The sequence below is a fragment of the Methanobacterium alkalithermotolerans genome, assembly GCF_018141185.1.
Classification (GTDB): Archaea; Methanobacteriota; Methanobacteria; order Methanobacteriales; family Methanobacteriaceae; genus Methanobacterium_F; species Methanobacterium_F alkalithermotolerans.
This window is the reverse complement of sequence record NZ_CP058560.1, coordinates 1,841,255-1,863,589: the sequence shown is the minus strand read 5'-3', so window position 1 is coordinate 1,863,589 and position 22,335 is coordinate 1,841,255. Positions and strand designations below refer to the sequence as shown.

The following is a 22,335-nucleotide window of genomic DNA, read 5'->3' as shown; positions in this document are numbered from 1 at the left end:
GAATTTGCCAAAACAGGATTTATAGCAAATTCAAGACACTTATTTTAGTGTCTGTTTTTTCATTTATTCGTGCAAATATGTCATAGGGGCAAGAATTGAAGCTTGCTTCAAAACTTGCTTAAAATACCAATAAACGCCGGGACTGGGATTTGAACCCAGGCGGAGCAAAGCTCCACAAGATTTCCAGTCTTGCGCCTTACCAGGCTAGACTATCCCGGCAATTGAAACAATTGCATAGTCAGCTTATTTTATAGTTTACTATCTAATTACCCTCTTTTTAAGTACAAAATCAGATGGTTATTTATAGTAAAATAGTATTTTAGTTTTTTTAGTATATTAGTTTTTGGTATAGAGAGGAGATATATTAATTATATTGCAGGATAATGCAAAATAATATTTTAATATTGGTCCTTGAATTTAAAACACGGATTTTATTTCCACATCCTAGGATATGTTCCCGGTTCCATAAAAACCTTTTTTATATCTACCATAATACCTTTCTCAGATTGTAATATTTCCAGTGAATTATCCATACTTTCACCAGAAGCCACCAGCTCACCTTTAAGGGTTTGAACTGATATTAAATCACCTTTTTTGATGTTATCATCCAGTCCAACTATACCCCCTGCTGCTAAGTCTGCACCATGGCATATAGCATCCACTGCGGAATCACGAATTACTATTTTAGGTAAATGGGTAACTGCTACTTCCATGGGAAGTACGCATTTTCTAAGGAAGGACTCATCATTATCCTCCTTCCAGTAATGATAAGCATCATTGAGATCATGCAGGGTGGTTAAAGTTTCATCCTCCACAAAGGGGCCTGCTTTAGTTCGGCGTAGTTCCGCCATATGGGCCCCAATGCCCAGTGCTTCACCAATATCATGGCAGTACTTACGAATATAAGTTCCTGCCTCACATCCAATGATGAATAAAACATCTTTGTCCTGTATCTCCAGGATATTTATGTAATAAATATTCCTGACTCTTAGTTCTCTTTTTACTGCAGATTTTAAAGGAGGAGTTTGATATATTTTACCCTGAAATTCAGCCAATATGTTTCTTATATCCTCTTCATCAACTTCATGATGTAGTCTCATTAAACAAACATATTCTTTGGGAGCCCCCAGGAGTAACTGGATTACCCGGGTAGCATTATCTACTCCCACAGGCAGTATGCCAGTAACCCGGGGATCCAGGGTTCCACCATGACCGGTTTTATCAGCATGTAAAATTCTACGAACCCAGGAATCCACTTCATGGGAGGTAGGTCCAGAAGGCTTGTCTAGATTAATGACGCCCAGACGTAGGTGTTCTTCAATAGGCCTTTTATCAGGCCAGCACCCATAAAGAGAACTGGTTTCACTTTCAGCCTTAATTAGAAAATTTTCCATCCCATAACCTGCATAATAATATTTTCTTTAAAAAATTCATAGGATAGGTATAAGGCCCGAAGGCCTGCTATCACAGAATGAATTAAATTATTTCTTTTTTGAATAGCTAAAAAAAGAGAAATTATTCTAAAGCTTCCAGTTCTTTTTTAATAACTTCTGGATCTTCAGAATTTATTTCCATAGTTTTTTCTAATGGTTCCAGATGATTAATATTACATCTGCGGTTTTTAACAGAAGTACCAACCACTTCTACGAATTTTTCATCAATAATGTCAACAATTACACATTTTTGTCCGGCTTCTCTACCGGCTATTTTAACACATACTCTTCCTACTTCTATTGCTGGCAATCAAATCACCTCTTGAACTTTAAATATAATTTCTGCAACTTTTTCAGCTTGAAAACTGTTAGTATTCAAGATTAAGTCGTAAATTTCCATGTTATGAATATCAATCTGATGTATATCCAGATATCTACTAGCTTCGCTGTCTTCACGTATTTTGATTTCTTTTTTGGTTACTTCTACAGGTTTAGATTCCCTCCCACTAATTCTATGGGCTCTAACCTCAAAAGGAGCAATCATCCATACTTTTAGATCAGCATCAACAAAATGGGCTGACAACCTTCCTTCAACAATAAGGTCTTCAGCTTCCTTTGCCATCTGTGCCTGCCTTCTATCAATTTCCAGGTCAACTTCAATATTATTCTCGGCGAATTTACTGAAAGTTAAAATATCCTGACCGTTTTCTGCAGCCATCTGACGGAAGATATCCCCGGCAGATACAAAGGGTATTTTAAGTTTTTCAGATAATAATCTGGCGGCAGTGGTGGTTCCCGTACCTGCCAGTCCACCGATGGTAATAATCATCAGGACCTGGCCTCTTTTTTGAAATGTTTGCGGGCGCATTCAGAACAGAGATATCCACCATAAGGGCGGTTAGGTCTCTTTTTAGTCTTGGATAATTTTCTTATCTGGTAGGATCTACCTCGAGGAACACCATGGAGAAGTTTGTTACATTCAGCACATATGTGCTTAGCTGGTTTTTTCTTTTTATATTGTAAAACCGTTTTTCCTCCAGGAGTCCTTTTGAAAGTCCTCTTATATGATCTGGATCTGTGTCTTAAATTTGTCATAGTATCTCTCCTAAATATCTAAATTATAAGATTACTAAAGTAAAGCAGCCAATGATAATGTTAAAAAGAAAACACTATCATTTCATTTAATTCCGCAATCAATTAATGAGTTACATTCCACCTTTGAGGCCCATGAACTTCCGGAATACTTGTGACATGGCAAAGGAACATAAAATATACCATCCCAACCATTCGATTGCTCCCGGAGGAGTGGTGGCAGCAGGTACATAAAAGGTGTGCCAGAGCGGTACCAGAAGTACGTAGTAGGCCACTTGAGGCAGCATTACCACAGTTTGAGATATGCTTGGTTCTTGAGCCATCCAGTAAAATACCAGAATAATAGGGAGAAAAGTAACAATCATGGGCTTGAAGGACATGGTCATCATTTCCTTCTGCTTATCCATGAATTCCATCTGTTGCTTTTGAATTTTTTCTAAGGCCTTAGCATCTCCTGATTTTCGGGCATTATTCATTTCCTGCTGGAATTCTTGCATTTCCTTTTTCAAAGATTGCAACCTATCCTGATTGACCAGTAGTTTATTGGCCAGAGTTGTAATGAAGGCCACCAGAGTGGATATTACAAATATGGCAAACATGGGGTTTTGAGAGTTAGGATCTATGGCAATCAATGGGCCTAAAATTACGTTTAAAGCCTCATATATTATTTCAAGTACCATGGTTATTTCCTCTTAAATTATAGCATACTCAAATAGAGATTTAAAATTTTTTTAGTTATCATATTGTGAAGATAATTAATTTTAAACCAGTTTATTCAATTTTTAATGTTTCACTAATTTCTATAACTGCATTATCCAGCTGATCGTTATGATTTTCAATAATCTTAACCGTGGCTCCAGTAAGGACAGCATAAGCCATAGCCGCTGCTCTATTCATTTCTTGATGTAGAACAATATCCTTTAATCTTTCCTGGTCCCTGGTTCGGGTGGTATCACTTATTCTTCTAATTAAAATCTCATCTGGATCAGCTTCTATTAGCACAAACATGTCAGGTTGTAGTTCATCCAGAACCCATTGGGGAAGTCCAGGTAAAAAACCAGCAGGTGTTTTTATAGTACAGTGGGTGTCCACGATTATGTTAGTTTGCTTCGACCTCTCTCTTATACTTTTTGCCGCATCCTTTTGAATACCCTTTTGAACATCTGGTAGAAGAGTTCTCATATCATCTCTATCTTCTACCAGGGCTTTTTCCTGCCCTATTTGTAACATTACGTCCCCATAATTTACATGTTCATAATTCAAATTTTCCAGTGCATGTTCTAACACAGTGGTACTCCCTGAACCAGGTATTCCTGCAACTACAACTACTTTCATTTGATTCACTCCCCCGGTAAGTTAATCTCCTAAAAACTTCCTTAACATAGGATGCATGTCCATGAGCTGTTCCTGGGCTATTTCTTCATACAATCGATATACAATACCCACGGTAAGCAGCACCCCAGTACCTCCACCTAAAGCCCCTGTAAGGTCAGCTCCAAATGCTAAAAGCCCCACAAAAGCTCCACCTAACACGGTGATAGCAGGTATATATTTCTTTAATATCTTTTCAAATTGTCCTCTGCTACTCCTGAAACCAGGCATCTGCATTCCCATCCCATGAAGTTGTTTGGCAACTTTTTTAGGGCCAATACCACTGATTTCAACCCATAGGACAGCAAATAGAACACACATACCGGTAAATACAATCCCGTAAAAGGCCACTCTTAAGGGATCAGTGAAAATCACATCCAGCCCAAAAGGAGGGGTCAGGTAATATGCCAGTCCACTTATAGCCTGTCCCTGAGAAATTTCTCCCAGAATAGGGAATCCTAATCTCTGAAATATATTGGCAAAGAGCTGAACATTTAAAAGAAGTGCACTGGCCAGAATTACCGGCATATTGCTGGCGTAAATAAATCGAAGGGGGTATTTACCCCGGGCACCCTTTACCCCTCCATAAGAAAGTGGAATTTCAACCCGCATACTTTCAGCATAAACCACCACCAGAAATACACCTATAACTGCTATAACCGGTATCAGTAAATCGAAAGTTGGTTGTCCTGTAGTAAGGGAGTATATGAAAGCAGGTATATTACCCGCAGGTATTCCCGGAGTAGTAGGTGAAGGCAGTATATTGAAACTACCGACAATTATTTGCTGGGCAACCCCGGCAGCAATGAAAAGTCCCACACCACTTCCGAATCCCCACTTGGAAATAACTTCATCCAGAAAGATTACCAGTATCCCTCCAATGGTCATTTGCAGTATAATTATCCAAACAAAATCCGGGGATTGGGGAGCTATAGCCCCGGTTAAAACCAGAACCAGTGCCTCAAATAAGGTAAATATAATGGCAAGGAGTTTTTGAGTTCCCTGAAAGACAGCCTTATCTTCATGTTTGGAGAGGTCAAGTTTTATTATTTTCCCTCCAACCAGAAGCTGCAGTACAATGGACGCAGTCACTATGGGTCCTATTCCCAGGGTAAGGATAGAACCAAAGCTACCTGCTAAAACTGCTCTTAGAGATGCAAACTGGTCAACTGCAAATTCACTGAGTCCAAATAAGGGTATTTGAGCCAGGATAAAATATAAAACCAGTATAACCGCGGTCCATTTTAATTTTTCTTTAAATGCAATCCTGTGTTCAGGTGATTTAACCTGAGGCAGAATTGAAAAGAAAGGCTGTAGTTTCTCAATCAATTACTTTCACTCCTTGCCAAAAAAATTTTAAAAATTGGTTAACTAATTAGAGAGTTAATGCTTCTCCACCAGCTTCCTGGATTTTCTTTTCAGCAGATCCTGAAAATTGAGGGGATTTAATAAGTAAAGCCCGGGTAACCTTACCCTGACCCAGAACTTTATTAAAGCCTAACTCAGTTACATCAATGACAATCATATCATTTTCAGAACTTGCCATGCCTTTTTGGAGTAATTCTTCAGATTTTTCATCCAGATAACTGACATTAACCGGATTAACATCATTTACAGCACTTTTTGGTCTTTTAAATCCGTATTTTCCAAAATGCTGGGGATCGAATTTTACTATCCAGCTCCAGTGATGTTTATGGCCTCCGGCCTGTCCTCTTCCACCGCGATTACCGGCACCTCTTCTCTTCTTAGAACAGCCACCGCCCACAGTTCTTGAGCCTCTCATTTTATTTATTTTCCTTTTTCTTCTAATCATGATAAATCCTCTCCTATTAGTGGGGGCTTTATTAATTTGAATAATAATTAAAGGATTAAACCATCTTGTTAACCAGTTCTGTTATCTGGTTTTCCCGGTATCCTAAACTTCCACCTTCCCGGAAAGAAGTTTTAGTGTTTTCATATCCTTTCCTGGGAGGATGTAAGCGGAAAACAGGTTTAATATTAGCATCCTCTAATTTTATTTCAGATTGTAAAACTGCTTCTGCAAATTCTTCCACTGAAGAATAATCTGTGTTTTCTTTTAGATACTCATCAGTAATTTTTTCGCCACCAACAATTCTTCCTCTTTTTTGAATTAGCTGGCTTAAAGTTTCCTGGTCAATTTCACCCCAGGTGATGTAATCCTTGGCTTTTACTAACATACCATTATAACTGGGATTATCATCAATTAACACGGCGTGATTAATTCTGTTGAGTCTTAACATCATCATGGTGTCTGCGATGTCTTTTTTGACACCGACTTCACCTCTTACCCTAATTGCTACGTACATAATATCACCGCTTAGCTGGTACAAACACCCAGGTTTTTAAGATCTTTCTTCTGAGCCTTCACTTTACTTAACTTTTTAAGGGCATCAAATGTTGCACTGGCAAAGTTAACTGTGGTCTGGGTTTGACCACTGGTAGCAGACCATACGTCATCCACACCAGCCAGTTTCATTATAGTTTTACCTACATCCCCAATAGCCAATCCCACTCCTCCTGGAGCAGGGATTAAAGTTACTCGAACACTTCCTCTTTTTCCATCAACTTTGAAAGGAACGGTGTGTTCTTTTCCACAAACACAACCCCAGTCACCGCAGCCTCTTCTAACTTTTATAATGTTATATTTGGCATCGTCAACTGCTTTTCTAATGGCAGGACCTACTTCTCGGGCTTTTCCCTGTCCTAAACCAACGTAACCATTTTTGTTACCCACAGCAACAATCACCCTGAAATTTACTTTTCTTCCAGATTTGTGCATTCTCTGGACCAGGTTAACATCCATTACCTCTTCTTCCAGATCAGGGAGTAAAGTATCAATGATTCCCAGTTCCATGATGGGGAGTCCTTTTTCAAATATCTCATCAATATTACTGATGACTCCTTCTTTCACCATACGACCTAGATTGGTTCTTGGCTCCCATTCCTCCTTTTTGTAATTGTTCATAGTTATACCTCAGCCTCATCTATCTTCTTTCTAATTTCTTCAAAGTGTTCCGGTAAATCAGATGGTGAGATTCCCTTATCCAGATACTGGGAGAATTTTTGCTTTAATTGTTCATCATCCAATGATTGTGCATATTCTGCAATATGTTCACCTTTAATCCGGCTTTCATCAGGGAGAATAGATTCCCCATGAGGAACATTCAAACCAGCATCAGCAGCACCTTTTAATACTGCAAAAATTTTGGATCCTCTGATGGATGATTTAAGTCCAATATCTAAAACTGCATATTCAATGCCCTTACTGAGTGCTTTTTTAGCACACAGGTATCCGGTTAAATAAGCAGCAGCCGTATTTTTGGTTCCAGCCTTCCATCCCATTTTCTCTAATTCTTTGGAATGTGCAGAAACTAAAGTTTCATCACCCATCTCAGCCACATTAATAACCTGGGCAATGACATGGTTATTGGTTATTCTAACAACTAAACGTGATTTATCAATATCAATCAAGCTTAATCTGGCCTTATAATCTGTTTTTCCTTCTCTTCTTCTTCTAAATGATACCTTGTATCTTGATCCGCGTGCCAAATAAATCCCTCCTACCTGAGCAAGTCATGGTCCCGGGCGTAGGTTTTCATGTAAGATTTACTTCTGAAGGCACCACCCTTGGCCATTTTATATAATTTACGATAAGTAGTATTGTTAATTTCCCTTTTATCTCTCATATCTTTAAGGTCCTTTCTTAAGGCCCTTATGGTAGTCATCCAAGCTTCTTTTTTAGGTCTTCTAGCACCTTTAGCTCCTTTTATACTACCTCTTCCTTTTCTTCTTCCTTTGCTTTTTTGTTCTGCAATTTTCTTTGATCTGAAACTGCTTGTCCCTTTTTGAGGTTTAGCCTTGATCGCTTTGTTATCTATTAACTGCTTCACACTTTCTCTGGTTATGGCCCGTGATACCTCTTCAAGTTGTTCCGGGTCAATCCATACCCGGTTAACCCCTACTTTTAGAATATCCGCAGCTAATCTTTTCTGAGTAGTAAGATTCATTTAAGAAACCTCCTTTGTCAGCATTTAGCTGATAAAACACTTGAATCCTTTTTAATGGTTTTCAAGTTTTTTCCCTTTAATAGAAACACAGATTTTTAATAAATTATTTCTGCATTCATGTATTGGAAATTATAAATCCTGCTTTGATATTTTTAAATTCCAAAGAGTATTTTATATTACCAATTACTCCCGATATTTCCTTTTAATTATTAAAGCCATTAAATGAGTTTTAAGGATTTTATCTCCCCTCTTTATCACAATCATGGTTTTAAATCGGGTTTAATAAAGAATGGTATTATCAAATTATATTTATTTGTTAAATATTTTAATACCCAATTCTTTAGCTTTTTCAAGCATTATTTCCTTTTTTCTTCTGCCCACAGTAGAGCTGATTCTTCCTGCCTGGTACTCTGGATCTAAGTCCTCTAATTCTTTAATGTTACATAGGAGTATGTCCTGATAACCAGAGGGATGAAGACCCCTTGAATCTTTAGGAGAACCGTATCCAACAGAAGGCATTGCAGGTTTACCCTTTTCGTATCTCCTAGTTTTACTAGTTTTTCCCTTGGGTTTTCTCCACTTTTGACCAAGTTTTTTGTACCTGGCATATTCCTGTCTTTTGAATTTTTTCTTCATTAAATCACCGTAAATTAGTTTACAACTGGACTTATCCCTTGTTAGTAAGGTATATGCCGTCCTGGAATACCCGTGGATCTCTTCCCTTGACTTTAGTGGCCTGTTCCAAGTTAGCCATTGTTTGTCCCACGTCTTCCTTGTTAATGCCGGTAATTTCCACTTCCTCACCTTTGACCTTAACCTGAGCAGTGCCCACGATTTTAGCTTTACGAGGATGTCTCTCCCCCAGGAAATTTTCAATGGTAACATTGTTTCCTGTGACTTTAACTGCCATAGGGAAATGAGCATAAACAATTTTCATATTATAACTGAAACCATCAGTTACCCCTGTAATCATATTGCGTATATGGGAGCGGATAGTTCCCAACATTGCTTTATCATTCTTCTTAGGAAAAGAAGATTCCACGATGATTTTATCATCATCCTTTTTAATGGTGATGTTAGGGTAGACGAATTTACGGGAGATCTGACCCTGAGGTCCTTTCACCTGTACTTCATCATTGATGGTGACTTCCACATCTTCCGGGATTTCTATTTCTTCCCGAATCAAAGCTCCTAGAACCATTATATCACCTAATATATGTATGCCAGTAGTCTGCCACCAATAGCTTTTTCTTTAGCTTCCTTATGGGTCATTATACCCTCCGGAGTGGTAACTATCATAATTCCAAAATTTTTAGCTGGCAAGTATCTTGTTTCGAATTTTTCAAATTCGTCCTTTTTAACCGCGTGTCTGGGCTTTATAACCCCACACTGGTTTATATTTCCTTCCAATTCAACTATAAATTTTCCAGCTTTACCATCATCCACGTATTCAAATTCGCCGATGTAAGCTTCTTTTTGCATAGTCCTTAAGACATGCCCGATCAATTTAGAAGCAGGAGATATTTTACATCTTTCATTTCCCTGCAATTCATTGTTTCTCATATTGGTCAGGGCATTTGCAAGAGGATCCATAAGAGTCATTAGTAAACACCTTTCCTATCTAATTATATTTTTTAAATCCGATTTTAGGTGCGAGTTCTCTGAAACACTGTCTGCATAACATGAGCCCGTATCTTCTAACCATAGCAGAGTGATCCCCGCATCTTGAACATTTTCTGGATGCCTTTCCATATTTTCTTGGCATAATTTCACCCTTAAATTATCTCAATCTGGAATTTTTCCTGCATAAATTTCATGGTATCTTCCTTGGTAACCATGTGTTTAGCTGGTATTTTCTTCCGTTGGATTTTCCTTTTTTTTATACGGTAGCCTGGTTTTTCAAAGGTAACAGACACATTCATACCATATATCCCGATATCCGGATCATATCTCATTCCAGGAATATCAATATGTTCGTTTATTCCAAATGAAACATTACCCTGGGAATCAAACTGCCTTGATTTGAGTTTGTTGCCTATACCATCTAAAACCATTTTAATAGCTTTATCTGCTTTTTCGCCCCTCAAAGTTACTTTGCAACCAATAGGTTGATTTTTTCTAATACCGAATTCAGGATTAGTAACTTTAGAGAAAGTCCTGACAGATTTTTGACCGGTGATAGAATTTATAAGTTTTTCAGCTTTAGCCAGAGCTTCGCCGGCTTCACCCACACCAATATTGATGGTGGCTTTGGATATTATTACCTCTTCCATGGGGTTCATCTATTTACCTCCGGGAAGTGAAATAACAGGTTCTTCTTTACCAATTACAAAAACGTAATCTTTCAAAGTCAAAAAAGTCTTTTTCTCAGCAGTTTCAATAACTGCCGTGTTAGGTCGAGCTGATTTGGTAATTATGATTTCTTTAATTTTACCAATTTCACCGATGTGTTTACCACCAGTAACTAAACCAATGTTGCCTTCTTCAAATTTAATGGCATCATTAATTTCTTTTTCAGGTAGTTTAAGGTTAATTACATCCCCTGCAGAGAATGATTCATCGCTCAAACAGTTTTTACCGTCGTGAAGATTTAATTGAGTTTTTCCACCTTTAATGATGGTCTTATCTTCAATTTTGCATAGTTTAAATGAAACATTTTCTTCAGGTATGGGGTGTAAAACCAGTCTACCCTTTTCATCTGGTAAAACTCGATAATTTCCTCCAGTTTTAGGAATTTGGATTACATCCATAAAACCAACAGGGAATTTGTAATCTTTTCTAACATGGCCATCAACCAGTATCTCACCATTATTCAATATCCTCTTTGCTTCCCGGGAGTTATCAGCAATTTCCAAAATATCCCTAATAACAATTAATAGAGGTAGTGAGCTTTCAATTGAGTGAGGACCTGCAGCCGGCTTAACCGTCCATTTATCCTCTTTTGGGTGAATAGGCCAATGTTTAGGGGATTTATATCTTTTTAAGTGTTTTCTTGATCCCATTTTTGCCATTTTATCCCTTCCGCTCTATAATTTTATTTCTTTTATCATCACTTAAGTCCATTTCCACAATCCTCAAATTAGATGGATGAATAGGGAAGTAAACAGGGTTTCCATCGACTTTCTGGACGGTAGCTCCATCTACCAGTACCCGGTAGTTTTTAAGATCTACCTTTTCCACTTTTCCCTCGTGATCTTTAAAATCGCCACGCATAACCTGGACTGTATCCCCTTTTTTAACAGGTATGGATCTGCGGTTATGTTCTTCCCTTAAGTCCTGACTTAAGGTTACGCTCATTAATTTGTGGCGAATGTGTAAGGGTGCATTATAAATGAATTTCCTTTGCTTTCTAGGCTGTTTTGACATAATATCACCATTATACAATAATGCTAGCTGCGCTTCCTATGCCCGGCCATCGGTCTGCTGCTTCTTTAGCAACTGGACCTCTAATTTCTGAACCTTTTATAACTCCTTCTGGACTTATAATAACCGCAGCATTATCTTCGAATTTCACCCGGAGTCCATCGGCCCTTCTGTATTCTTTTTTCTGCCGGACCACAACCGCAGTCATGACTTCTTTCCTCATGTCGGCAGATCCTTTTTTTACAGATACAATGATCATATCACCTACACCAGCTACATCCAGTCTTCGGCGAACACCTTTATATCCTTTAACAGAAATGATTTCCACTTCTCTTGCTCCGGTGTTATCCACACATTGAAGTCGAGCGCCTATGGGTAGTGCTTTGGCAACATTAGATGTTATAGCCTTCATTTCACTTCTCTCCCTTTACCTCAACCACCACAAAATGCTTGGTCTTACTTAAGGGTCTGCATTCTGCGACTTTCACTGTGTCACCAATATTTACTTGAATACAATCAGGTAAATGGGCGCTAATTTTTGATTTTCTTTTTTCGTATCTTTCGTATTTTCTTATGAATTTATAAAAACTTCTTTCCAATGTAATGGTCCTTTCAGATTTGTCACTTGTAACTATGCCTTCCAGGATTTGTCCCCTAACAGGTAAAGTTCCGTGAAAAGGACAGTTAGGATCATTACACTCGGATTCAGGTTTTGGAACTTCAATGCCAACCATATTATCACCAATTAAATTTTCCTAAATTTCTTTTTTATTCTATCTTCAGGACGACTTACCAGAACCTTCCCATCTATCTCCACCACTGATCCTTCCGGGATTCGAAAATGGAAAAGTGAGGTACTTTTTGCAACGACAATCTCTTTACCATCCGGCCTTTCCAGGCAAACAGTATTTCGAGTTTCGTCTACAACTTTCCCTTTAATTCCTACCAGCCCTTGATGAGAGCTTTCAACTATTTCAACATTTAAACCAATCAGTTCATGACGAAATAGGTTATGTGGAGTTATCATATGGTAATTATCTTCTTCTGTTGCTCCTTCGATCTATCTCCCTTATTTCGATAGTATCGGAAGAAAAGCCCATATTTGCCAGAACTTCTTTAACTCTCTTTTTATGATCCCCTTGAAGTTCAATCTGGCCTTTTTTTGCAGTACCGCCACAGGCACATTTGGCTTTTAATTCTTTGGTAAGTTCCTTCATATCAATATCATGCTCATCTATGCCCTCTACAATGGTCATCAGTTTTCCGAATCTTCTTCGCACTGTGTATACTTTAACGGTCTGAACTTCTCGTGCTATTTCTTCACAGACGCAGAGTTCATCTGGAAGACCACATACATCGCAGATTTTCATTTATGTCTCCTTCTCTTTTTCATTAATGATGGTAAGAACACGAGCAATAGTTCTTTTAAGTTCCTTAATTTTCCCCGGGTTTTCATATACTCCGGCTGCAGAACTTTTAGAAACATTTTTGGCATATTCGGCCTTGAGTTCATCCAGTTTTTTATGGATCTCATCAAGTTCCATATCCCGTATTTCTTTACTTCTCAAAATCGCCATTTTTTCATCCCTTTAGTATTTAATTGAATATTAAGATTTAAGAGGATTCTTCCTTTTCTTCAGCAGACTCTGATTTTTCTTCAGGAACTTCCTCTTCAACCTCTTCAGATTCAGCAACTTCAACTTCCTCTTCAGCAGCATCAGATTCAACTTCCTCTTCAGATTCAGCAACTTCAACTTCCTCTTCAACCTCTTCAGATTCAGCAACTTCCTCAGCTTCAACTTCCTCTTCTAATTCATCTAAAGATTCTTCCAGTTCTTCTAGTTCCTCTTCAGATTCAATTAATTCGGGTTCTTCAGCAGTTTCTTCAACTTCAACTATTTCTGCTGTTTCTTCTACAACTTCAGTAACGGTTTCTTCCATAACTGGAGGGTGAATATCAACTTTATCAGGTAAAGTAACTTCTGGAGGCATAATACGAACATAAATTCCCAGTACACCAGGTTTGAGTTGTACAGTAGCAAATCCTTCCTTAACAAATCGGGTGGCAGGTTCACCACATTTTTTAATGTATCCATCACTGAATTTAGCAGTGGCAGATCGGGCTCCTCTTATTTTTCCAGAAATGGTAACTTCCACACCCTGGGCTCCTGCACCCATAATCCTCCTAAGAGAAGTATAGGCTACTCTTCTAAAGTGCATTCCTCTTTGTAACATGGAAGCAATTTTATGGGCCATGATCTTAGGGTTAAGTTCAGGAACACCCACTTCTTTAACCTCTACCTGGGGGTTTTCCAGTTCAAACCTTGTTTTCAGGTTTTGAGTTATTCCCCTGACAGTTTTTCCGCCTCTTCCAATAACCATACCTGGTCTTTCAGCATAAACTACTACCATAGTACCTAAGGGAGTAACTTGAACTTCCATTCCACCATATCCAGCTCTTTCGAGTTCACTTTCTAGATATTCGTCGATTTTTGTTCGTTTAAGACCTTCTGTGACAAAATCTTTTTCTATCATGTAAATCTAAGCCTCCCCAAGAACTATCTGCACATGAGTGGTGGGAGTATTAAATGGACTTGCTCTTCCAAAAGCTCGGGGAGTCCAGCCCCTAATAACAAATCCTCTGTGGCTGGAAATGTGCATAATTTTCAAGTTTTCAGAGTCCAATCCTTTGTATTCTGCATTGGCTTCCGCGTTTTCCAGGACCTTCAATATATGGCCTGCAGCTTTAACTGGATATCTACCAGTAGGCCAGCCTTTCAATCCTTTACGGTGACCTACTTTTTTATTGTGTCTTTTGAAGGGAACAGCTTTTTGCATCTGAATTACCTCTTCAAGATAAACTTTGGCTCTTTCCAGTTTCATTCCTCTAAGTTCTCTGCATATCTCAACAGCGTGCTTAGGTGATATTTTGAGAGCTCTTCCAATTGCCTTGGCTGTTTTGGCCTTATCGTCTTCTTTGAAAGCGTAATTAATTTTAGCCATTGTTCATTCTCCTTATTTGAGAGGTACAAACATAGATGATCTGGTAGCTCCCATTCCGGGATCTCCATGTTGAACTTTCTGTCTGGTTGGTGCGTATTCCCCAAAGTAAGATCCAATCATTTCCGCTTGGATCTGTACCTGCACATATTCTTTACCATTGTAAATTCCAAAGGTCATCCCCACCATTTCAGGGAGGATAATCATGTCCCTGCAGTGAGTTTTAATAATCTGGGGTCTACCACCTTTATTTGTCTCTTTTTTCAATTTTCGTATTCGTTCCAACACTTTTTTCTGCCGGGGTAAAAATCCTCTTTTTAAGGATCTCCTTTGTCTGGATGGTAATATTTGTATTACATTGTCCAGTGGCATGTCCTGAAGTTCTTCTAAAGTGTATCCGCGATATTTAAATTCTTTACGTGCCAATCAGCCACCTCCTAATATTTATTTATCTACGCTTCCCTGTCCTTCTTGCTGCAATTGAACCAACTTTACGTCCTGGTGGAGCATTTCTGGATACAGTTGTAGGCCGTCCGGGGTGTTGTCTGTTTCCACCACCATGAGGGTGATCTACTGCATTCATAGCCACTCCTCTAACGGTCATACATTTTTTACCCTTTGCTTTTAAGGAATGGTATCTATTACCTGCTTTGAGGAATGGTTTTTCTTTTCTTCCTCCACCAGCAACTACACCTATTGTAGCTCTGCATTGGGGATTAAATGATTTTAATTCACCAGATGGAAGTTCAATAACTGCTTTATCCACGTCATGAGTGATTAAAGAAGCATAAGTTCCTGAAGATCTAACAAATCTGCCACCATCTCCAGGTCTATTTTCAATGTTGTAAACAGGAGTACCCTCTGGAATTTCTCCAATAGGTAATGAGTTTCCCGGACTTATTGGTGCAGAAATTCCACAGGCAATATCATCATTAATTTGTATACTTTCCGGGGCTAAAATGAGCTTTTTTTCACCATTTTCAAATTTAACCATGGCCACCGGTGCACTTCTTCCCGGGTCATGCATTATTTCTACTACTTTACCCTTCAAACTACCTTCTTTTTCGAGTTCGTCGTAGGAGCGGTACTCAATTTTTCCTTTGAAACGGTGCGAAGCACTGGTGTAAGTAGGAGTCCCCCGTCCTCTCCTTTGTGAAATCAAACGTTTTCCCATTTATTATTCCTCCAAGTTAAACTTAGAATATCTAAATAATTATTTAATTAAAATACTCCCATTTTAACTGCTATGTCTTCCGCTTTGTGTTCGGCCGCCAGTTTAATGTAGGCTAATTTGAGGCCTTTGGAGTTGATTTGAGTATTAACACTTTCCACTTTTACTGCAAAGAGATCTTCAAAAGATTTCCGAATAGCAGATTTATTGCTGGTTCTCAATACCACAAATGTTAATTCATTATTTTGATCAATTAAATTCATGCTTTTTTCTGTTATGTGAGGTTTTACTATAACTGCATAAGGATCCATACTATCCCACCTATTTTACTAAATATTTTAAACTCTACTGAAAGAGCTCCCCTAATTTTTCTACAGCAGATTTAGTGAAAATGGTCAATCGCCCGGGATGAGTTCCTGGAGCAAGCAATTCAGCATTTAAATTTTCAACAGAAACTACATCCACACCAGGGTGGTTTCTAGCACCTAATCCTATGCCTTTATCTTCTCCAACAACTATTAGTGGTCCTTTAGGTGATTTATATTTTCGACCTCGCATCTTACCTTTTCCAGCCCGTATATTCTTACCCTCTTTAGCTCGAACTACATCATCCATAATCCCCAGTTTTTTGAATATTTCCCGGGTTTCTCTGGTTTTTTTAATTTTGCATAGTTCATCATCCACCACCAGAGGTATTTGAGGGACATTGGCCATTCGGTGGCCTCTATTTTCAACCAGTTCCTGATTGGTTGTAGCTGCTATTGCCGAACGGATAGCAAATCTCCTTTCTTTTTTATTTATTTTCTCATGGTGAACCTTTTGAGATCTTGGAGGATGAGCTTTCCTACCTCCAACACTTTGAGGTACAAAAGCAGCCTTAGAAGCTGCAGGATGTCTACTACCTTTTACACGAGGCACCATTGCCACACCCCTACCAGCACCGAATGATTTTGCAGTAGTTCTTTTACCTGCCATAGGATTAGCACCCCATGGCTGTATTCGGGCGGTCTGTGCGGAAATCACTGCTCTTTTAATAAGGTCAGGCCTGAATTCTTCCAGGAATATTTCAGGCAACTCAATCTCTTCTGTAATTTCGCCTTCCAGTGAATAAACCTTAATTTTTTTCATTTAAACCACTCTTAAAGTTAAAATAATTATACACCTTGTTTAGATGCGGTGCTGATATAATTAATCTGAGGTGCGTCATTATGTTTTCCATGGGCCCTTATGGCTTTTCTTAATATTATGAGCCTCTTGGAAGGGCCAGGTAATGAACCTTTAATAATCAGATAATCATTTTTTACCAGACCGTACTTGATAAAACCACCATCAGGGTTGACTGCATCGACTTCGGATGCATCTCCAATCTTTAAGATTTTTTTATTATATTCAGTTCTTTTATGGTATCCCATTTGACCAGCTTGGGCAACAGTCCACATGGTCCTGGAAGGAGTCCATGGTCCTATGGAACCTACGTGCCGAGCTTTACTACTTCGGGCAGCTTTACCATACTGAATTCTGATTCCCCATCTTTTAACCGGGCCCTGGAAACCTTTACCCTTGGTAACTGCAATGGAATCAACATGTTCTCCATCTGCAAAAACATCCCTGGCAGAGATTTCTTTGCCCAGTACTTCCAGAGCAAAATCCAATTGTTCCTGCGGAGTTTTACCCCCCAGTCCACATTCAAATATCTCTGGTTTCTTTTTAGGTACACTGGTTACCCGGGGATTTGTATTAATCAAAGCCCTTATTTCTACCACATAATCCATGTTTTCCTGAATATTGGCCAGTGATTTATCTTTATTATAGTCTTTAGGAAGTTTTATTTTCCGGGAAAGATCTTCATTCAGATTGTCTGCGAGAACATCTGTCAGGGCCTTAAGACCGCGACTGGTTTTCTCATAAGCACGGAAACCCATTACAAAAACAGGTGGTACTTCCATAATAGTTACAGGGGTAGCAATCTCCATTCCCTCAGTAGGGGAATTTTTAGTGTTGTCTACCATCATAATGTGAGTCATGCCCACTTTATAACCAGCAAGACCCAATAAACCCTGTTCTTCTGACTTTGGCCAGGACTTGATCCTTGGTGTCTCTTTGGCTGATCTTTTTCTAGGACTAAATGCAACTGATCCTTTTCTTGGTTGGTGATGTCTAGCCATTTAATATAACCTCCTTACATTCCAAAATATTCCATTTTTCCTGATTATTCTAAGTTTAAGAGCAAATTAAATATGGATAAAGTAGATAAAACCGCTTCTTCGGTCCTTATGGTTTGAGTACCCTGAGATGGAACCATGTTCACCTCAAAATCCGCCAAATTCTGGCTGGAAACGTAATCGGGTAAGCCGGAATAAGGACCGCCAAACAAAATAGCCCAATGATTGGCTTTTTTTACCTTAGATTTTACTTCATCTAAAATAGAAGTTATAGGATTTCCATAACGGGATGTTGCCACAACAACTTCCGGTTTTACTAACTTTAAACTTTGGTGAAGATTTTTATTCGTAGATAATGTTTCATATCCCCAGTATGTGTCATCTGGTTGGTCAGGGTCAACTATTATCTCTTTACCCAGCTTGGTTATTTTAAAGCTCAGCACTTTATTTACGGTGAGTTGTTCCTTGCAAAAAGCAGGTTTTTCAGCACCTATATCAACAAAGGTTCCTTTCTTTGTTCTTTTTAAAGTCAATCCTTGCCTAAAATCGCCTTCGCCGGGTGTACCTGTAGGATGGTGAGGAGTTCTAAGTGGTGGGAGAATACCCACATGCTTTAACTCCTTCCTTATAGGAAAGACCTTCTTTCGAAGATACTGAGGTGTATCCATATAAGTAAGAATATCCCTGATGAAGTTTGCCTCATCGGGATCAGCATCGTCTTTATAAATTACAACCCGTTTCGCCCTGAATATAGCCGCTGATCTAGCAATTAAGCCCACTTTATATGTTTTTAACTTTAGATCTTTTGTCTCCGCGGTTAGTGAATCCGGGATGAAAAGTGATAAATGCCTTGTATTCATCTTCCACTATTTGTTTTCATAGGTTATAAATATTGCTATAGTTCCAACTAGGCAAACTTTCTAACACCGTATTATATATCAAATATAATACCGGGCAGCTCATGCTGCATACCAATACTCTTACTAGAATGTAGGTTAGTTAATGTAGTTTAATATGGTATTTAAAGTTTCTGTTTAATGTTCTTCTTTAAAGCAGTTAATATGACGATTGAAAATCAGACAAAACTAAATTAACTTCATATAAATAGTTAATAATCTTAAAATTAGTTTCTGTTTCTTTCAACCCGTAAGACTATAACTTCTATGTCTTTAAGTTCTTTTTTATGAAAATGATAGATTTGGGGTAGTGGAAAGTGATAATAAAACTTATGGGTAATTATTGACCCTAACTTATTCCAGTATTTTTCCAGGAAGTTCTCAGTTTCAGCCATGTGAAAAGAATATACTACCGGAGATAGTTCCAGCGATTTTTCCATGAAAACCCTATCAGCTCCCCTTTTTGATCTGGACTGGGATCCAAAAGGAGGATTCTGTATAACTGTGTCAAATTTGTTGTTTAAATCCCGGGAAATATCATGAATATCCAGGGAGGTGTAGGTAATGATATCCTGTAAGGACATTTTTTTAGAAATTTCTCTGGCTTTTTCAATGGCCTCCCTATCTTTATCCATGCCCCAAACCAGGCGGGCACCTAAAAGAGCAGTGCCTTTTGCAAAAATTCCGGTCCCGCATCCTAAATCTGCAACTTTTTTATTCTTTATGTCCCCTAAACGAAATGCATTCCATAATACATCTGATGCAATAATAGAAGGAGTGGAATACTGTTCTAATTCTACCTTGGGGTTAATATGGCCGGGAATATTCTGCAATGCCATTTCCAGATGTTTTTTCTTTTTAATAATCTTTGGACTGGAATTCATTTTATCTCCTGGTTTTATGCCTATTAGAGGATGATAATCTGAGGATTCATTCATTACCAATCTAAGGATAGTACTCAATTTGAAATAATTTTTAAGGAAAGATCAATTTTCAATAATCAAGTACTATTAATTAATATAATGATGGGGAAGTAACTTATGATTTGATACTAGGGGGCTTTATTAATATTAATCAATAAGCCGTTATAGCAAGAGCAAATTATTAAGGAGTCATATATAATATTAATTAGATAAAAATTGAATATATATAACTAAAAGTAACGTGATGAGTGTATTTAAAGAATGGTAAACAGTCCCCTGAAAACTTATTTTAAATAATGAGTTCTTTTAGAATTTATAAAATAATGAAATAATTCCTAACTAGAAAAAGGAGAACAAGAAATGTTTGACAAGATCCTGGTAGCCAATAGAGGCGAAATAGCCATAAGGGTAATGAGAGCTTGCCGTGAGTTGGAGGTTGATAGTGTTGCTATTTACTCTGATGCAGATAAAACTTCTCTCTTTGCTAAATACGCCGATGAATCATACCATATAGGCGAATCAACTCCTTCCGAGAGTTATTTGAACATTGAAAAAATTATAGATATAGCTGAAAAGTCAAAAGCAGATGCCATCCACCCCGGCTATGGTTTTTTAGCAGAAAACTCTAATTTAGGTAAAGAATGTGAAAAACATGGTATCAAACTCATAGGGCCCAAAGGTTCAGTTATAGAAGCCATGGGAGACAAAATAACCTCTAAAAAACTTATGCGCGCGGCAAATGTTCCAGTGATACCCGGTACGGATAAAGGAATCTCCAGCATAGATCAAGGGATAAAAATAGCAGAATCAATTGGTTATCCGGTAATTGTTAAGGCCTCAGCTGGAGGAGGCGGTATTGGGATGAGAACTGTTTATGAAGAAGATGAATTGGTAAGGGCCATAGAATCTACCCAATCTGTTGCTTCATCTGCATTTGGAGATTCCACCGTTTATATTGAAAAGTATCTGGAAGAACCCCGGCATATTGAATTTCAGATAATGGCGGATGAACAGGGAAATACCATACACCTGGCAGATAGGGAATGTTCCATACAGCGTCGACATCAAAAATTAATTGAAGAAGCACCATCTCCTATCATGACCGAAGATCTTAGAGAAAGAATGGGTTCTGCTGCTATTAAAGCTGCTACACACATTGATTACACTAATGCAGGTACTGTGGAATTTTTATATTCCAATGGAGATTTTTATTTCCTGGAAATGAATACCAGAATCCAGGTGGAGCATCCCATAACAGAAATTATCACCAATGTGGATCTGGTTAAAGAACAAATTAAAATTGCGGCTGGAAATGAAATTTGCTGTTCCCAGGAAGAGGTTGAAGTGAATGGGCATGCCATAGAATGCCGGATAAATGCTGAGGATCCTCTGTCAGACTTTGCTCCTAACCCGGGTAAAATAACTGGTTATCGATCTCCTGGAGGGATTGGAGTAAGAGTAGATAGTGGGGTTTACATGAATTACACCATACCCTCTTTTTATGACTCCATGATATCCAAACTAATTGTATGGAGCCCCAGCCGTAATGATGCCATAAACCGTATGAAACGTGCCCTGAGAGAATATGTGATATTAGGTGTAAAAACAACCATTCCCTTCCATAAAGCCATTATGAACCATGAAGCATTCCAACAAGGAAGGCTTAACACCCATTTTGTGGATGAACACCACAAAGGCATACAGGATAACATGGAGAAAGTCATAGCACAAGATAAGGAAATGGAAAACCGTCTAAAATCCACATTCTTACCTGGAAAAAAAGTGGCAGCCATATCTGCGGCGGTGGGATCGTACATGAAATCTGTTCAAACTTCTAAAAAATGAACTATTAAAAGGGGGATTAATGCATGCAGGAAAAATTATTAGATATTCTCCATAAAAATAAAGGAAAATATGTTTTTCATGAGGAACTTGCTTCCAATTTAGACATTTCTCCAGAAGAAGTAGAAACCAATATAGATAAATTAAAAGAATTAGGATATCAATTCGATTTTTCATCCAATTTAGGATATAGATTAAAAGAGTCTTCCACCCTATTATTGCCCTTTGAGATAAAAAGAGATCTGGAAACCAAATACATTGGTCGTGAAATACATTATTTCTCTGAAGTTGATTCCACCAATAATATGGCTAAGAAACTGGCGGAAAAGGGAGCAGAAGAAGGAACCATGGTCATTGCGGAAACACAAAGTAGGGGAAGAGGCAGAAGGGGTAAAAAATGGATTTCTCCTGAAGGTGGAATATGGATGTCTACTATTTTAAGGCCCCATATACCCCCGGCTGATGCCCCTAAACTCACCTTAATGACCGGAGTTGCTGTTGCAAAAACTCTTAAAAAGGAATTTGGATTGGATGTGGGAATCAAATGGCCTAATGATATTCTTATTGGAAACAAAAAGGTTTGTGGAATTTTAACCGAAGCAAATGCTAAATTCAATACCGTGGATTATGTGGTGGTGGGTATTGGAATTGATGCCAATGTAGATACTAAAATTTTCCCCTCAGAGGTGGTTCACCTGGCCACTTCCTTAAAAAAAGAACTAGAAGAGGAAATAGATCGTGTGAAACTGGTTCAAAGCCTATCTAAGATATTTGAAGAAACATACGAAGAATTTAAATCAGGTAATTTCCCTGATATTCTCAATGATTGGAGAAATCTATCCACCACCATTGGTAGTTATGTGGAAGTAAGAAAAAGGCTGGGAAAAATTGTAAGAGGGGAAGCAATAGGCATAACCAACACCGGAGCCCTTATTTTAGAATTAGATGATAATACACTCCGTAAAGTAATATCGGGAGAATGTATACATATTGAAAAATAATAGGATATTTATTTTTTATTCCTGGGCTTAGAGAAAAATAAGTCATCTATTTA

The 22,335-nt window shown here is 38.2% G+C and carries 34 protein-coding genes, 1 tRNA gene and 1 pseudogene; 2 read left to right on the top strand and 34 right to left on the bottom strand.

The window, feature by feature from the left end:
• Positions 1-134 precede the first annotated feature (134 nt).
• The 34 genes and pseudogenes from HYG87_RS09290 to HYG87_RS09125 all read right to left on the bottom strand — a co-directional run bounded on the left by HYG87_RS09290 (position 135) and on the right by HYG87_RS09125 (position 19,400).
• A tRNA-Ser gene (locus HYG87_RS09290) sits at positions 135-219 on the bottom strand.
• A gap of 212 nt (positions 220-431) precedes the next feature.
• Positions 432-1,394: an RNA-guided pseudouridylation complex pseudouridine synthase subunit Cbf5 gene (locus HYG87_RS09285; RefSeq protein WP_211532889.1), complete on the bottom strand. Its 963-nt coding sequence runs from the start codon at positions 1,392-1,394 to the stop codon at positions 432-434.
• 121 nt (positions 1,395-1,515) lie between these two features.
• A complete protein-coding gene (locus tag HYG87_RS09280; RefSeq protein WP_211532888.1) occupies positions 1,516-1,743 on the bottom strand; it encodes a 50S ribosomal protein L14e in 228 nt (75 codons plus the stop codon).
• On the bottom strand, positions 1,744-2,262 hold the full coding sequence (gene cmk, locus HYG87_RS09275) for a (d)CMP kinase (RefSeq protein WP_211534291.1): 519 nt from the start codon (positions 2,260-2,262) through the stop codon (positions 1,744-1,746).
• On the bottom strand, positions 2,262-2,528 hold the full coding sequence (locus tag HYG87_RS09270; protein WP_211532887.1) for a 50S ribosomal protein L34e: 267 nt from the start codon (positions 2,526-2,528) through the stop codon (positions 2,262-2,264). The genes cmk and HYG87_RS09270 overlap by 1 nt, the downstream gene beginning before the upstream one ends.
• A 110-nt stretch (positions 2,529-2,638) precedes the next feature.
• The gene (locus tag HYG87_RS09265; protein ID WP_211532886.1) at positions 2,639-3,205 is read right to left on the bottom strand and encodes an EMC3/TMCO1 family protein; all 567 of its coding nucleotides are present in this window, start codon (positions 3,203-3,205) and stop codon (positions 2,639-2,641) included.
• A 91-nt stretch (positions 3,206-3,296) separates the two neighbouring features.
• Positions 3,297-3,860: an adenylate kinase gene (locus HYG87_RS09260; protein WP_211532885.1), complete on the bottom strand. Its 564-nt coding sequence runs from the start codon at positions 3,858-3,860 to the stop codon at positions 3,297-3,299.
• 21 nt (positions 3,861-3,881) lie between these two features.
• Positions 3,882-5,225: a preprotein translocase subunit SecY gene (gene secY / locus HYG87_RS09255; RefSeq protein ID WP_211532884.1), complete on the bottom strand. Its 1,344-nt coding sequence runs from the start codon at positions 5,223-5,225 to the stop codon at positions 3,882-3,884.
• Between the two features lie 46 nt (positions 5,226-5,271).
• A complete protein-coding gene (locus tag HYG87_RS09250) occupies positions 5,272-5,709 on the bottom strand; it encodes an uL15 family ribosomal protein (RefSeq protein WP_211532883.1) in 438 nt (145 codons plus the stop codon).
• Between the two features lie 55 nt (positions 5,710-5,764).
• Positions 5,765-6,223 (bottom strand): 50S ribosomal protein L30, encoded by a 459-nt coding sequence (rpmD, locus tag HYG87_RS09245; protein WP_211532882.1) that lies wholly within the window; start codon positions 6,221-6,223, stop codon positions 5,765-5,767.
• Between the two features lie 11 nt (positions 6,224-6,234).
• Complete coding sequence (rpsE, locus tag HYG87_RS09240; RefSeq protein ID WP_211532881.1) at positions 6,235-6,882, bottom strand: 30S ribosomal protein S5; 648 nt, start codon at positions 6,880-6,882, stop codon at positions 6,235-6,237.
• A gap of 2 nt (positions 6,883-6,884) precedes the next feature.
• Positions 6,885-7,466, bottom strand: a complete 582-nt coding sequence (locus HYG87_RS09235) for a 50S ribosomal protein L18 (protein WP_211532880.1) — start codon at positions 7,464-7,466, stop codon at positions 6,885-6,887.
• Positions 7,467-7,477: 11 nt separating this feature from the next.
• Positions 7,478-7,924 (bottom strand): 50S ribosomal protein L19e, encoded by a 447-nt coding sequence (locus HYG87_RS09230; RefSeq protein ID WP_211532879.1) that lies wholly within the window; start codon positions 7,922-7,924, stop codon positions 7,478-7,480.
• A gap of 309 nt (positions 7,925-8,233) precedes the next feature.
• A complete protein-coding gene (locus tag HYG87_RS09225) occupies positions 8,234-8,560 on the bottom strand; it encodes a 50S ribosomal protein L32e (RefSeq protein ID WP_211532878.1) in 327 nt (108 codons plus the stop codon).
• Between the two features lie 31 nt (positions 8,561-8,591).
• Positions 8,592-9,125: a 50S ribosomal protein L6 gene (locus HYG87_RS09220; RefSeq protein WP_211532877.1), complete on the bottom strand. Its 534-nt coding sequence runs from the start codon at positions 9,123-9,125 to the stop codon at positions 8,592-8,594.
• Positions 9,126-9,133: 8 nt separating this feature from the next.
• Positions 9,134-9,526 carry a 30S ribosomal protein S8 gene (locus HYG87_RS09215; RefSeq protein WP_211532876.1) on the bottom strand — a complete coding sequence of 131 codons (393 nt, stop codon included), beginning with the start codon at positions 9,524-9,526 and terminating at the stop codon, positions 9,134-9,136.
• A gap of 19 nt (positions 9,527-9,545) precedes the next feature.
• The gene (locus tag HYG87_RS09210) at positions 9,546-9,689 is read right to left on the bottom strand and encodes a 30S ribosomal protein S14 (RefSeq protein WP_211532875.1); all 144 of its coding nucleotides are present in this window, start codon (positions 9,687-9,689) and stop codon (positions 9,546-9,548) included.
• 10 nt (positions 9,690-9,699) lie between these two features.
• A complete protein-coding gene (locus HYG87_RS09205) occupies positions 9,700-10,206 on the bottom strand; it encodes a 50S ribosomal protein L5 (RefSeq protein WP_211532874.1) in 507 nt (168 codons plus the stop codon).
• Entirely contained in the window at positions 10,207-10,935 is a 729-nt protein-coding gene (locus HYG87_RS09200; RefSeq protein ID WP_211532873.1) for a 30S ribosomal protein S4e, read from the bottom strand.
• Between the two features lies 1 nt (position 10,936).
• Positions 10,937-11,290, bottom strand: coding sequence for a 50S ribosomal protein L24 (gene rplX, locus HYG87_RS09195; RefSeq protein WP_211532872.1), 354 nt, complete (start codon positions 11,288-11,290; stop codon positions 10,937-10,939).
• Positions 11,291-11,300: 10 nt separating this feature from the next.
• A complete protein-coding gene (locus HYG87_RS09190; protein ID WP_211532871.1) occupies positions 11,301-11,699 on the bottom strand; it encodes a 50S ribosomal protein L14 in 399 nt (132 codons plus the stop codon).
• 1 nt (position 11,700) lies between these two features.
• Positions 11,701-12,021, bottom strand: a complete 321-nt coding sequence (locus HYG87_RS09185) for a 30S ribosomal protein S17 (RefSeq protein WP_211532870.1) — start codon at positions 12,019-12,021, stop codon at positions 11,701-11,703.
• Positions 12,022-12,032: 11 nt separating this feature from the next.
• The gene (gene rnp1, locus HYG87_RS09180) at positions 12,033-12,314 is read right to left on the bottom strand and encodes a ribonuclease P protein component 1 (protein ID WP_211532869.1); all 282 of its coding nucleotides are present in this window, start codon (positions 12,312-12,314) and stop codon (positions 12,033-12,035) included.
• A 7-nt stretch (positions 12,315-12,321) separates the two neighbouring features.
• A complete protein-coding gene (gene yciH / locus HYG87_RS09175; protein WP_211532868.1) occupies positions 12,322-12,657 on the bottom strand; it encodes a stress response translation initiation inhibitor YciH in 336 nt (111 codons plus the stop codon).
• A complete protein-coding gene (gene rpmC, locus HYG87_RS09170) occupies positions 12,658-12,864 on the bottom strand; it encodes a 50S ribosomal protein L29 (protein WP_211532867.1) in 207 nt (68 codons plus the stop codon).
• Between the two features lie 190 nt (positions 12,865-13,054).
• Positions 13,055-13,822, bottom strand: a pseudogene (locus tag HYG87_RS09165) (30S ribosomal protein S3); the annotation flags it as partial.
• 6 nt (positions 13,823-13,828) lie between these two features.
• Complete coding sequence (gene rplV / locus HYG87_RS09160) at positions 13,829-14,290, bottom strand: 50S ribosomal protein L22 (protein WP_211532865.1); 462 nt, start codon at positions 14,288-14,290, stop codon at positions 13,829-13,831.
• Positions 14,291-14,302: 12 nt separating this feature from the next.
• Positions 14,303-14,713 (bottom strand): 30S ribosomal protein S19, encoded by a 411-nt coding sequence (gene rpsS / locus HYG87_RS09155; protein WP_211532864.1) that lies wholly within the window; start codon positions 14,711-14,713, stop codon positions 14,303-14,305.
• A 22-nt stretch (positions 14,714-14,735) separates the two neighbouring features.
• Positions 14,736-15,461 (bottom strand): 50S ribosomal protein L2, encoded by a 726-nt coding sequence (locus tag HYG87_RS09150; RefSeq protein ID WP_211532863.1) that lies wholly within the window; start codon positions 15,459-15,461, stop codon positions 14,736-14,738.
• Positions 15,462-15,508: 47 nt separating this feature from the next.
• Positions 15,509-15,769: a 50S ribosomal protein L23 gene (locus tag HYG87_RS09145; RefSeq protein ID WP_211532862.1), complete on the bottom strand. Its 261-nt coding sequence runs from the start codon at positions 15,767-15,769 to the stop codon at positions 15,509-15,511.
• Between the two features lie 34 nt (positions 15,770-15,803).
• Complete coding sequence (gene rpl4p, locus HYG87_RS09140; protein ID WP_211532861.1) at positions 15,804-16,586, bottom strand: 50S ribosomal protein L4; 783 nt, start codon at positions 16,584-16,586, stop codon at positions 15,804-15,806.
• Between the two features lie 26 nt (positions 16,587-16,612).
• Positions 16,613-17,623 (bottom strand): 50S ribosomal protein L3, encoded by a 1,011-nt coding sequence (rpl3p, locus tag HYG87_RS09135; protein WP_211532860.1) that lies wholly within the window; start codon positions 17,621-17,623, stop codon positions 16,613-16,615.
• 44 nt (positions 17,624-17,667) lie between these two features.
• On the bottom strand, positions 17,668-18,480 hold the full coding sequence (locus HYG87_RS09130) for a putative RNA uridine N3 methyltransferase (RefSeq protein ID WP_211532859.1): 813 nt from the start codon (positions 18,478-18,480) through the stop codon (positions 17,668-17,670).
• Between the two features lie 263 nt (positions 18,481-18,743).
• A complete protein-coding gene (locus tag HYG87_RS09125; protein ID WP_211532858.1) occupies positions 18,744-19,400 on the bottom strand; it encodes an METTL5 family protein in 657 nt (218 codons plus the stop codon).
• A 399-nt stretch (positions 19,401-19,799) separates the two neighbouring features.
• Between HYG87_RS09125 and HYG87_RS09120 the strand changes: the two genes are divergently transcribed.
• The gene (locus tag HYG87_RS09120; RefSeq protein ID WP_211532857.1) at positions 19,800-21,284 is read left to right on the top strand and encodes an acetyl-CoA carboxylase biotin carboxylase subunit; all 1,485 of its coding nucleotides are present in this window, start codon (positions 19,800-19,802) and stop codon (positions 21,282-21,284) included.
• Positions 21,285-21,307: 23 nt separating this feature from the next.
• A complete protein-coding gene (locus HYG87_RS09115; RefSeq protein ID WP_211532856.1) occupies positions 21,308-22,282 on the top strand; it encodes a biotin--[acetyl-CoA-carboxylase] ligase in 975 nt (324 codons plus the stop codon).
• The last annotated feature ends 53 nt before the right edge of the window (positions 22,283-22,335 follow it).

Bases quoted from the DNA above. Each gene is read 5' to 3' on its own strand.
- HYG87_RS09250 (WP_211532883.1), bottom strand. From the start codon at position 5,709: ATGATTAGAAGAAAAAGGAAAATAAATAAAATGAGAGGCTCAAGAACT.
- HYG87_RS09260 (WP_211532885.1), bottom strand. From the start codon at position 3,860: ATGAAAGTAGTTGTAGTTGCAGGAATACCTGGTTCAGGGAGTACCACT.
- rplX (WP_211532872.1), bottom strand. From the start codon at position 11,290: ATGTCAAAACAGCCTAGAAAGCAAAGGAAATTCATTTATAATGCACCC.
- rpmD (WP_211532882.1), bottom strand. From the start codon at position 6,223: ATGTACGTAGCAATTAGGGTAAGAGGTGAAGTCGGTGTCAAAAAAGAC.
- HYG87_RS09220 (WP_211532877.1), bottom strand. From the start codon at position 9,125: ATGGTTCTAGGAGCTTTGATTCGGGAAGAAATAGAAATCCCGGAAGAT.
- HYG87_RS09130 (WP_211532859.1), bottom strand. From the start codon at position 18,480: ATGAATACAAGGCATTTATCACTTTTCATCCCGGATTCACTAACCGCG.
- HYG87_RS09145 (WP_211532862.1), bottom strand. From the start codon at position 15,769: ATGGATCCTTATGCAGTTATAGTAAAACCTCACATAACAGAAAAAAGC.
- HYG87_RS09200 (WP_211532873.1), bottom strand. From the start codon at position 10,935: ATGGCAAAAATGGGATCAAGAAAACACTTAAAAAGATATAAATCCCCT.
- rpl3p (WP_211532860.1), bottom strand. From the start codon at position 17,623: ATGGCTAGACATCACCAACCAAGAAAAGGATCAGTTGCATTTAGTCCT.
- HYG87_RS09265 (WP_211532886.1), bottom strand. From the start codon at position 3,205: ATGGTACTTGAAATAATATATGAGGCTTTAAACGTAATTTTAGGCCCA.
- rpsE (WP_211532881.1), bottom strand. From the start codon at position 6,882: ATGAACAATTACAAAAAGGAGGAATGGGAGCCAAGAACCAATCTAGGT.
- HYG87_RS09115 (WP_211532856.1), top strand. From the start codon at position 21,308: ATGCAGGAAAAATTATTAGATATTCTCCATAAAAATAAAGGAAAATAT.
- HYG87_RS09285 (WP_211532889.1), bottom strand. From the start codon at position 1,394: ATGGAAAATTTTCTAATTAAGGCTGAAAGTGAAACCAGTTCTCTTTAT.
- HYG87_RS09205 (WP_211532874.1), bottom strand. From the start codon at position 10,206: ATGAACCCCATGGAAGAGGTAATAATATCCAAAGCCACCATCAATATT.
- HYG87_RS09215 (WP_211532876.1), bottom strand. From the start codon at position 9,526: ATGACTCTTATGGATCCTCTTGCAAATGCCCTGACCAATATGAGAAAC.
- HYG87_RS09190 (WP_211532871.1), bottom strand. From the start codon at position 11,699: ATGAAGGCTATAACATCTAATGTTGCCAAAGCACTACCCATAGGCGCT.
- HYG87_RS09270 (WP_211532887.1), bottom strand. From the start codon at position 2,528: ATGACAAATTTAAGACACAGATCCAGATCATATAAGAGGACTTTCAAA.
- HYG87_RS09210 (WP_211532875.1), bottom strand. From the start codon at position 9,689: ATGCCAAGAAAATATGGAAAGGCATCCAGAAAATGTTCAAGATGCGGG.
- HYG87_RS09230 (WP_211532879.1), bottom strand. From the start codon at position 7,924: ATGAATCTTACTACTCAGAAAAGATTAGCTGCGGATATTCTAAAAGTA.
- rpl4p (WP_211532861.1), bottom strand. From the start codon at position 16,586: ATGAAAAAAATTAAGGTTTATTCACTGGAAGGCGAAATTACAGAAGAG.
- HYG87_RS09120 (WP_211532857.1), top strand. From the start codon at position 19,800: ATGTTTGACAAGATCCTGGTAGCCAATAGAGGCGAAATAGCCATAAGG.
- rnp1 (WP_211532869.1), bottom strand. From the start codon at position 12,314: ATGATAACTCCACATAACCTATTTCGTCATGAACTGATTGGTTTAAAT.
- HYG87_RS09185 (WP_211532870.1), bottom strand. From the start codon at position 12,021: ATGGTTGGCATTGAAGTTCCAAAACCTGAATCCGAGTGTAATGATCCT.
- cmk (WP_211534291.1), bottom strand. From the start codon at position 2,262: ATGATTATTACCATCGGTGGACTGGCAGGTACGGGAACCACCACTGCC.
- HYG87_RS09150 (WP_211532863.1), bottom strand. From the start codon at position 15,461: ATGGGAAAACGTTTGATTTCACAAAGGAGAGGACGGGGGACTCCTACT.
- HYG87_RS09225 (WP_211532878.1), bottom strand. From the start codon at position 8,560: ATGAAGAAAAAATTCAAAAGACAGGAATATGCCAGGTACAAAAAACTT.
- yciH (WP_211532868.1), bottom strand. From the start codon at position 12,657: ATGAAAATCTGCGATGTATGTGGTCTTCCAGATGAACTCTGCGTCTGT.
- rpmC (WP_211532867.1), bottom strand. From the start codon at position 12,864: ATGGCGATTTTGAGAAGTAAAGAAATACGGGATATGGAACTTGATGAG.
- rplV (WP_211532865.1), bottom strand. From the start codon at position 14,290: ATGGCTAAAATTAATTACGCTTTCAAAGAAGACGATAAGGCCAAAACA.
- HYG87_RS09125 (WP_211532858.1), bottom strand. From the start codon at position 19,400: ATGAATTCCAGTCCAAAGATTATTAAAAAGAAAAAACATCTGGAAATG.